Raw genomic sequence first — 7,733 nt, forward strand, 5'->3', positions numbered from 1 at the left:
AACCCATGAATCTCAGTCTACTGGAATCCATGCCCATTCCCGCGGTCTACGCGGTCGTCGTTCTGTTGATGCTGGTTGCTTGCGAGATCGGCCATCAGTTCGGCAGCCTGGTGCAACGCCGCACCGCGGAGGTGATCCCCGCGTCCATGGGTCCCATGGTCGGGGGGCTGCTGGGCATGCTGGCGTTCGTTCTGGCCATGACCTTCAACATGGCTGCTTCCCGCTACGATCTCAAGAGAACCAACGTCCTCGAAGAGGCCAACGCCATCGGCACCGCGTACCTGCGTTCGGATCTGATCGACGCGCAGCACGGGGCTGAGGTCAAGAGCCTGCTGCGGGAGTACGTCGACATCCGCCTGCAGGCGGCAAGTGGCGCCGCCGACCTGAATGCCGTCTTGCGGCGCTCGATCGAAATCCACCAACTCCTGTGGGCCGAGGTGTCGGCGGCGGCGCTGGGCGCCCCCAGTGCCAATACCTCGCTGATGGTCCAGGCGACCAATGCGGTGATCGACATGCACGAGACGCGGGTGAACGCCGCGGTCCATAGCCGGATTCCACGCACCATCTGGGTTGCGCTGTTCGCCATTTCCACCCTCACCATGCTGACCATGGGCACGCAGACCGGCCTCACCGGCAAGCGGGCGCTGGTGGCGGTGCTTCCCCTGTCCCTGGCATTCGCAGCGCTCATCGTGCTCGTGGTGGATCTCGACCGGCCCCAGAAGGGATTGATCAAGGTCAGCCAGCAGGCGATGGTCGATCTTCAACGTGGCATCGGCAGCCCGTCGCAATAGGCACGCGCCGGGCCTCGCGCTGCGCCTCGCGGCCCCGTACCTCGCGGTGGGTGTGTTCTGGTGCCTGTTCGAGAACGCGTGGCTCGCCATTCTCGCCTACCACGCGCAGATCATCGGGTGGGCGTGGGGAAGCCGCCCCGATTTTTCGAAGCCCCACTTTACCCCGACGACGGCGTTCGTCCTGCTCGCGGTCCTCGCCGGCCCCGCGCTCTACATCGTGCTGCCGCACATTGTGCGTGTCGATCTTGCGTTGTGGCTCGCGCGCTATCACCTGACCGGCGCGAATCTGTTAATAATGGTTCCGTACTTCGGGCTCGTTCACCCGCTGCTCGAACAGATCCACTGGACACCGCTGCGCGCGCGCACGCGGTTCGCACACGCCGCCTTCGCGGGCTATCATCTGCTGGTGCTGGCGTCGTTGCTCACCGCGCCGTGGCTGGCGCTGTGCTTCGGGGTGTTGTGGCTGGCGTCGTGGATGTGGGCGCGCACCACGCGCGTCGGCGGGAGCCTGCTGCCCGCGACGGTATCGCAGGCCCTCGCGGACCTGGGCATTGTGCTGGCGGCGGTGGTTCTCGCCGCCTGACCTCGATGGCGGCGTTGGATGCCGCGGGCATTTGGTTCTGGCGCACGGGAACCCGGCGGTGCCCGTCGCCGTAGACATACCGTACCCCGGCCGCGGGAAGGCATAGCGGCTATGAAACACCGCCTGAGATCGACCCTCATCCTGCTCCTCGTGGCCGGCGCCGCCACACCCCTGGCGGCCGGCACGGGGGGTGACCCTGAATCGACACGATCCCTCTTCCCCCTGGACGGCCGCCACGGCATCTGGCTGCGGGCCGGCCTGCTGAGTTCCATCACCGTGGAAAGCAACTTGTCCACCGGCAGCGTCAGCTCGGAGGTTCGCGACGACGGCCCGTTCTTCAGCATTGGCTACGAATACTGGGTGAATCCCGAATGGAGCGTGGGAGTCGACCTGAGCTTCGTGGATGCGGGTGCGAGCAGCACCGTGGACGCGGGCGGGGTGACATCGGAGGCGGTGGGCGTCACCGCGGTTCTGTTTGGCGCGTCGTTCTACCCGCGCGGGCTCGCCATTGGTCCGTCGTTGCGGCCCTGTGCGTCGCTGGCGGCCGGCCCGTACATTGGGTCCGCCAGCAACAGCACGGCGGGGACCACCGTGACAAGCGAGACCGTTTCTGAGACGGCGGTGGGCCTGCGGGCGCAGATCGGCGCGGACGTGTTCTTCGGCGGACGATTCTCGACGGGGATCGCCCTGGGATATGCCTTCGTATCCGACTTCGACCAACCCATCGGCAGCCACACCAACTACAGCGGTCCGGAGTTCTCCCTGGGTCTGGGTATTCTGCTGGGCGCGGCACGCTAGTGTGCCGCCGCCGAAAAACGTGCGGAAACGGGGCCGACAGCCCCGGCGCCGGGGTGTAGACTCGCAGGGGCCGCGCGGGAGTGAGTCATGACGACACTGGGACAGCTTTCCCTCTACGAAGAAATCATGCTGCTGGCGCTGAGCAACCGGAAGGGCACCGTGGGCGTGACCTTCCTGGAACAAGGTGTTGCCGGCGCCATCCTGGCCGAGTTGCTGCTCGCCGGGCGCATCGCACTCGACAGCAAGAAGAACAAGTTCGTCGAGCTGCGCGACCGGACCTCCACCGGAGACCCCATCGTCGACGAAGGACTGGCCAGGATTGCATCGGCAAAGAGACGCGCCGCCCTGCAGACCTGGGTGATGCGACTGGCCGGTATCAAGAAGCTCCGTCACAAGGCGGCGCGGCAGTTGTGCCGCCGGGGCATTCTGCGTGCCGACGAAAACAAGATCGCGTTCATTTTCACGCGCAAGGTCTATCCGGAGATCGATCCGCGGCCGGAGCGCGAGATGGTGGAGCGAATGCGGGCCGCCGTGCTTTCGGACCGGGTTGACCCGCGCACGGTGACGCTGATCGCGCTGGCCGATGGCCTGGGCGTGCTGGGGGCGACGATCGGCAAGCGGGAAGCAAAGGACCACAAGAAGCGCATCAAGCAGATCATCCAGGGAGACCCCACCGGAAAGGCCACCAAGGACGCCATCGAGGCGTGCCGCACCGCGGCGATGGTGACCGTGATGGCCGGGTCCACGGGCTGAAGGGGGAGCCGGACGCAGTGCTGGCCGGATGTCACGCGCATGGGTTAGTATTCGCGCCACGGAGGTGATCGTGTCGATGCACAGCCTGGTTCGCGCCGTCGTCTTGCTTGCGTGCCTGTCGTGTTCCACCGCGCGTGATCCCAGCGAGGCCGTCTACACCGGCAAGTCTGCGGAGTTGCACGTAAGGCTGCAGGGGCAGAAGGTGAGCGCGGGTGAGAACCTCACCGCCGTGATCTCCATCAACAACCACGGCCAGCCACCGCACCGTCTCGACTTCGGAACCGGGTGCCAGTTCACCTGGGTCATCACCACGCCGGACAGCGTGACCTTTTCCACGCGCTGCATCATGTGCGCACAGGCGCCCACGTTCATCATTCTGGCCGGAACGCTCTATACCGCGTCAATCACCGTGCCCACCAGGCGTTTGTGCGAACTGCCGTGGCCGTTCAAGGACGACGTGATCCCCGCGGGGCAATACACGCTCACCGTGCACGCCATCGGCTATGAGGACCAGCTCGCCACCGAACCGGTTCCGTTCGAGATCGTGGAGGAGTCCGGCAAGTGAACAGAGATGTGCACCCTGGGGGGCGAAGATGACGCTCCATGAACTGCTCGATTTTGACTACGGCGCGGACGGTGATCGCGTGCTGCAACGCATGCTCGCCGCCGGGGCCGACCCGGACCAGCGCGCGGGTTCCAACGGCGAGACGCCGCTGCACGTGGCCGCGCGCCGCCGCCGCGTGGCGGCGACCACCATTCTGTTGTCGCACGGCGCGGATGCGGACGCGAAGAACGCCGGGGGCAAGACCGCCTACGCGCACGCCATTCGCCGCGGGTTCGACGACATCGTGGCGGTGCTGGAGGCACACGGCGCCGACACCACGCTCAACGAAGCCGACCGCTTTGCGGTGGCGGTCATCCGCGGTCAGCTGGCGGAAGCGCAGCGGATCCTTGCCACGAACCCGCGCGTGGCGCGCACGGGCAACCCGGAAGAGGATCGCCTGTTCGCCGACGTGGCCGGGCGCGGCGACGTGCGCGCGGTGGAACTGCTCATCCAGGCCGGCGCCAGCCTCACCGCCACCGGTCTGGACACGGGCACACCGCTGCACCAGGCGGCGTCGTTCGGTCAGCCGGAGAACGCCCGCCTCCTTATAGACGCGGCCGCCCCGCTGGATATCTTTGAGCCCACCCACCAGGCCAGCCCCCTGCACTGGGCCGTGCATGGCTCGCGGCACTCCGGCGACGCGGACCGCCGCCAGGCCGCCTACGTGGAACTGGTCGAAATGCTCCTCGCCGCGGGCTCGAGCCTGCGCTATCCGGACGAACCGCCCGGGGAGGAGAAGTACATCCGCCGCATGCTGGAGGACGCGTCGCCGCGGGTTCGTCTGACGCTGGAAGCGTGGCTCCGGAAGCCGCGATAACGGGGACTGGACTTGGTGTTAGTTTCTAGTACACGAAAGGGTTGATGCCGAATGAATCGAGCCAGGATGATCATGACGAGCGTGGCGCTCACGGTGGTGTGTGCCATGCCCACTCTTGCGCAGCAGGCTGCGCAGGAGTTGGACCGGACCGTGCTTCCCATCAAGGAGCCCAAGCGACCGGTCTACACCGAACTCGACGTGCGCAACGCAACGCCGCCGCCGCGCTTTCAGGTGACCGCACCCGAGGGCGCGCCCAACGTGGTCATCATCCTCATCGACGACGTCGGTTTCGGTGCGCCGGGAACCTTCGGTGGCCCGGTGCCCATGCCCACGCTGGATGCCCTTGCCCAGGCCGGGCTTCGCTACAACAACTTCCACACCACCGCGCTGTGCTCGCCCACGCGCATGGCGCTCAAGACCGGGCGCAATCACCACGAGGGTGAAACCGGCTCCATCATGGAGACCGCCACCGCCTTCCCCGGCAATACCGGGCGGCTGCCCAACAGCGTGGCCACCGTGTCCGAGATGCTGCAGCTCAACGGCTACAGCACGGGTGCGTTCGGCAAGTGGCACGAGACGGCGCCCTGGGAGGTAAGCGTGTCGGGCCCCTTCGCCCGCTGGCCCACCAACCAGGGCTTCGACAAGTTCTACGGCTTCATCGGCGGTGAGACCAACCAGTGGGCCCCGTTCATCTACGACGGCACCCACCAGGTGGAACTGCCCGACGATCCCAACTACCACTTCCTGACCGACATGACCGACCAGACGGTGGCGTGGGTCAAGCATCAGCAGGCACTCACGCCCGGAAGGCCGTTTCTGGTGTACTACGCGCCGGGCGCGACGCACGCACCGCACCACGTTCCGAAGGAGTGGATCGCCAAGTGGAAGGGCAAGTTCGACCAGGGCTGGGACAAGGTGCGCGAAGAGACGCTGGCGCGGCAGATCAAGCTGGGCGTGGTTCCCAAGGGAACCAAGCTTGCCGGAAAGCCCGAGGCCATCAAGGACTGGAAGGCACTCTCGGATGACGAGAGGAAGCTCTTCGCGCATCAGGCGGAGGTGTTTGCCGCCTACCTCGAAATGACCGACCACGAAATCGGCCGCGTCATCGGGGCCATCGACGACGTCGGCCAGCTGGACAACACGCTCATCTTCTACATCGTGGGCGACAACGGATCCAGCGCCGAAGGCGGAATGAACGGACTCTTCAACGAGATGACGTACTTCAACGGTGTTGCGGAGAACGTGCCCGACCTGCTCAAGGTGATGGACAAGTGGGGCGGTCCGGAGACCTATCCGCACATGGCGGCCGGCTGGGCGGTGGCGTTCGATGCGCCCTTCATGTGGACCAAACAGGTGGCGTCGAGTTTTGGCGGCACCCGCAACGGCATGGTGGTCCACTGGCCCAGGGGCATCAAGGCCAAGGGACAGATCCGCAGCCAGTTCCACCACGTCATCGATGTGACGCCCACCATTCTCGAGGCGGCGGGTTTGCCCGAGCCCAATGTGGTCAACGGCACCATCCAGGCGCCCATCGAGGGTGTCAGCATGTCGTACACCTTCGAGGATCCCAAGGCGAAGGACCGGCACACCACGCAGTACTTCGAGATCTTCGGAAACCGCGCCATCTACCACGACGGCTGGCTGGCCGGGACGGTGCACCGGGCGCCCTGGGAGTACACGCCGCGCCACCCGTTGGCGGAAGACGTCTGGGAGCTCTACGACGTGCGCTCCGACTTCAGCCTCAGCAAGGATCTCGCGGCCAAGAACCCGCAGAAGCTGGCCGAGATGCAGGCGCTGTTCATGACCGAGGCCGCGAAGTTCCACGTGCTGCCCATCGACGATCGCACCTTCGAGCGCTTCGACGCGGCCGCCGTGGGCCGCCCGGATCTGATGCAGGGACGCACCTCACTCACGCTCGCCGAGGGCATGACGGGAATGAGCGAGAACGTGTTCCTGGACGTGAAGAACAAGTCGGTCACCATCACCGCGGACGTCGTGGTGCCTGCGGGCGGTGGCAACGGGGCCATCATCGTGCAGGGCGGCCGCTTCGGCGGCTGGGCGCTGTACGTCAAGGACGGCCTGGTGGGCTACGACTACAACTTCCTCGGACTGGACCGCTTTACCGTCATGTCCAAGACACCGCTGGCCGAGGGCAAGTCGACCATCCGCTTTGAGTTCGCCTACGATGGCGGGGGCAAGGGCAAGGGTGGCATGGGAACGCTCTTCGTCAACGACCAGAAGGTCGCCGAGGGTCGCATCGAGCACACGCAGGCGGTCATCTTCTCCGCGGATGAAACCGCGGACGTGGGTATCGATCTGGCCACACCGGTGGTGGAAGTCATCGGCTCAGAGGCGAAGTCGAAGTTCACGGGTCACATTCCCAGGGTGACGGTGGCGGTGAAGTAGCGCCGGGAACCGTGCGAACGGCCCGGTTGTCAACGAACCATACGACGCTGGATATTCCGGCCAAGTCGGTGAAGCTGTCGGCCGAGACGTTCGACTGGATCAAACAGGAGTAGGAGGTCGGGTGCGATGAAGAAGCTCGCTTGCATCGTCGTTGTGATAGCGGTAGTGGGTGCAACCGTCGGCTGTGCGCATCGCTATGCGGTTACCGTGGACGGTCCCCGCGGCCGTGGTGCGGACGCGGAACTGGCCATCCAGGAGATGCTGGTGCGCAACCTGGTGGCGGGTGAACCCGCGGGTGAGACGGTGCTGGTCTCGTTCGGGGGATCGAAGGACAATCCCGTCGACCCGCCCGACGCGTTCCTGGAACGCATGACGGACCTGCCGGTGTCGCTGCGGCCGGTTTCCCAGTTCGACACCGCCATATCCGCCGACGCGGTTCTGGTGGAGATCAAACCCATCCAGTGGGACTCGGATACGGTGGCGACGGTGGCGCTGAAGCGGGTGCGCTTTGGCGTGGGTGCCTCAGACGGCTTCCTGGCCAGCGTGAGATGGGACGGCGGCGCCTGGAGCATCGCCGGGACCTCGAAGCACTGGAACACCTAGGGTTGTGGCCGGGAGATTGTCCCTGCGCGGAGCGTAGCCGCGCCGTCCTGCCCGAGGCACTCTTTAGAACGCGTACGTCAGTTCGTGCGCCCGATTGACCCGTAGCGCACGGGTCTCCACGTGCCGGCGATAGTACGCTTGCCATCGCTCCGAGAGCCTGGCCTTCTCAAAGAACAACCTCTCCTTCAGCAGATCACGAAGCCGCCACGGACGGCTCGCCACACCCACAAGCATCGCCGAGGTGACGCGGGTCCCCTTCTCACGCCGGCGCTTCATGTAGTTACGCCACACCTGGAAAATCGCGAGTTTTTCGATCGACGCCTGCCGCCGCTTCGCCCACGCAATCGTCTCCCGCTTGTGCGCCGCCGTGCTGTGGCG

9 protein-coding genes are annotated in these 7,733 nt (G+C 65.8%); 8 read left to right on the forward strand and 1 reads right to left on the reverse strand.

Translation table 11 applies throughout. The annotated features are described in order from the left end of the window. From OEX18_15165 to OEX18_15200, 8 genes are all read left to right on the forward strand, one after another. Positions 1 to 791, forward strand: a 791-nt coding sequence (locus tag OEX18_15165) for a hypothetical protein (GenBank protein MDH4338608.1), incomplete at its 5' end; no start/stop codon positions are given. Further along, positions 766 to 1,374, forward strand: a complete 609-nt coding sequence (locus OEX18_15170; GenBank protein MDH4338609.1) for a hypothetical protein — start codon at positions 766 to 768, stop codon at positions 1,372 to 1,374. The genes OEX18_15165 and OEX18_15170, both read left to right, overlap by 26 nt. A 111-nt stretch (positions 1,375 to 1,485) precedes the next feature. After that, positions 1,486 to 2,172 (forward strand): porin family protein, encoded by a 687-nt coding sequence (locus tag OEX18_15175; protein MDH4338610.1) that lies wholly within the window; start codon positions 1,486 to 1,488, stop codon positions 2,170 to 2,172. An 87-nt stretch (positions 2,173 to 2,259) separates the two neighbouring features. Further along, the gene (locus tag OEX18_15180; protein MDH4338611.1) at positions 2,260 to 2,925 is read left to right on the forward strand and encodes a GPP34 family phosphoprotein; all 666 of its coding nucleotides are present in this window, start codon (positions 2,260 to 2,262) and stop codon (positions 2,923 to 2,925) included. A 70-nt stretch (positions 2,926 to 2,995) separates the two neighbouring features. Beyond that, positions 2,996 to 3,490, forward strand: a complete 495-nt coding sequence (locus OEX18_15185) for a hypothetical protein (GenBank protein ID MDH4338612.1) — start codon at positions 2,996 to 2,998, stop codon at positions 3,488 to 3,490. A 28-nt stretch (positions 3,491 to 3,518) separates the two neighbouring features. Then, on the forward strand, positions 3,519 to 4,346 hold the full coding sequence (locus OEX18_15190) for an ankyrin repeat domain-containing protein (GenBank protein MDH4338613.1): 828 nt from the start codon (positions 3,519 to 3,521) through the stop codon (positions 4,344 to 4,346). A gap of 105 nt (positions 4,347 to 4,451) precedes the next feature. Further along, positions 4,452 to 6,752, forward strand: coding sequence for an arylsulfatase (locus tag OEX18_15195; protein ID MDH4338614.1), 2,301 nt, complete (start codon positions 4,452 to 4,454; stop codon positions 6,750 to 6,752). Positions 6,753 to 6,878: 126 nt separating this feature from the next. Continuing rightward, positions 6,879 to 7,355: a hypothetical protein gene (locus tag OEX18_15200; GenBank protein ID MDH4338615.1), complete on the forward strand. Its 477-nt coding sequence runs from the start codon at positions 6,879 to 6,881 to the stop codon at positions 7,353 to 7,355. 63 nt (positions 7,356 to 7,418) lie between these two features. On the opposite strand, the gene OEX18_15205 is transcribed toward OEX18_15200, so the two are convergent. Further along, a partial coding sequence (locus tag OEX18_15205; protein ID MDH4338616.1) for a hypothetical protein occupies positions 7,419 to 7,733 on the reverse strand: 315 nt, incomplete at its 5' end.

It is taken from the genome of Candidatus Krumholzibacteriia bacterium, from assembly GCA_029865265.1.
Taxonomy (GTDB): Bacteria; Krumholzibacteriota; Krumholzibacteriia; order WVZY01; family JAKEHA01; genus JAKEHA01.

Excerpts from the sequence above, each read along its gene's own strand:
- OEX18_15175 (MDH4338610.1), top strand. The coding sequence starts at position 1,486 with ATGAAACACCGCCTGAGATCGACCCTCATCCTGCTCCTCGTGGCCGGC.
- OEX18_15195 (MDH4338614.1), top strand. The coding sequence starts at position 4,452 with ATGCCCACTCTTGCGCAGCAGGCTGCGCAGGAGTTGGACCGGACCGTG.
- OEX18_15180 (MDH4338611.1), top strand. The coding sequence starts at position 2,260 with ATGACGACACTGGGACAGCTTTCCCTCTACGAAGAAATCATGCTGCTG.
- OEX18_15190 (MDH4338613.1), top strand. The coding sequence starts at position 3,519 with ATGACGCTCCATGAACTGCTCGATTTTGACTACGGCGCGGACGGTGAT.
- OEX18_15200 (MDH4338615.1), top strand. The coding sequence starts at position 6,879 with ATGAAGAAGCTCGCTTGCATCGTCGTTGTGATAGCGGTAGTGGGTGCA.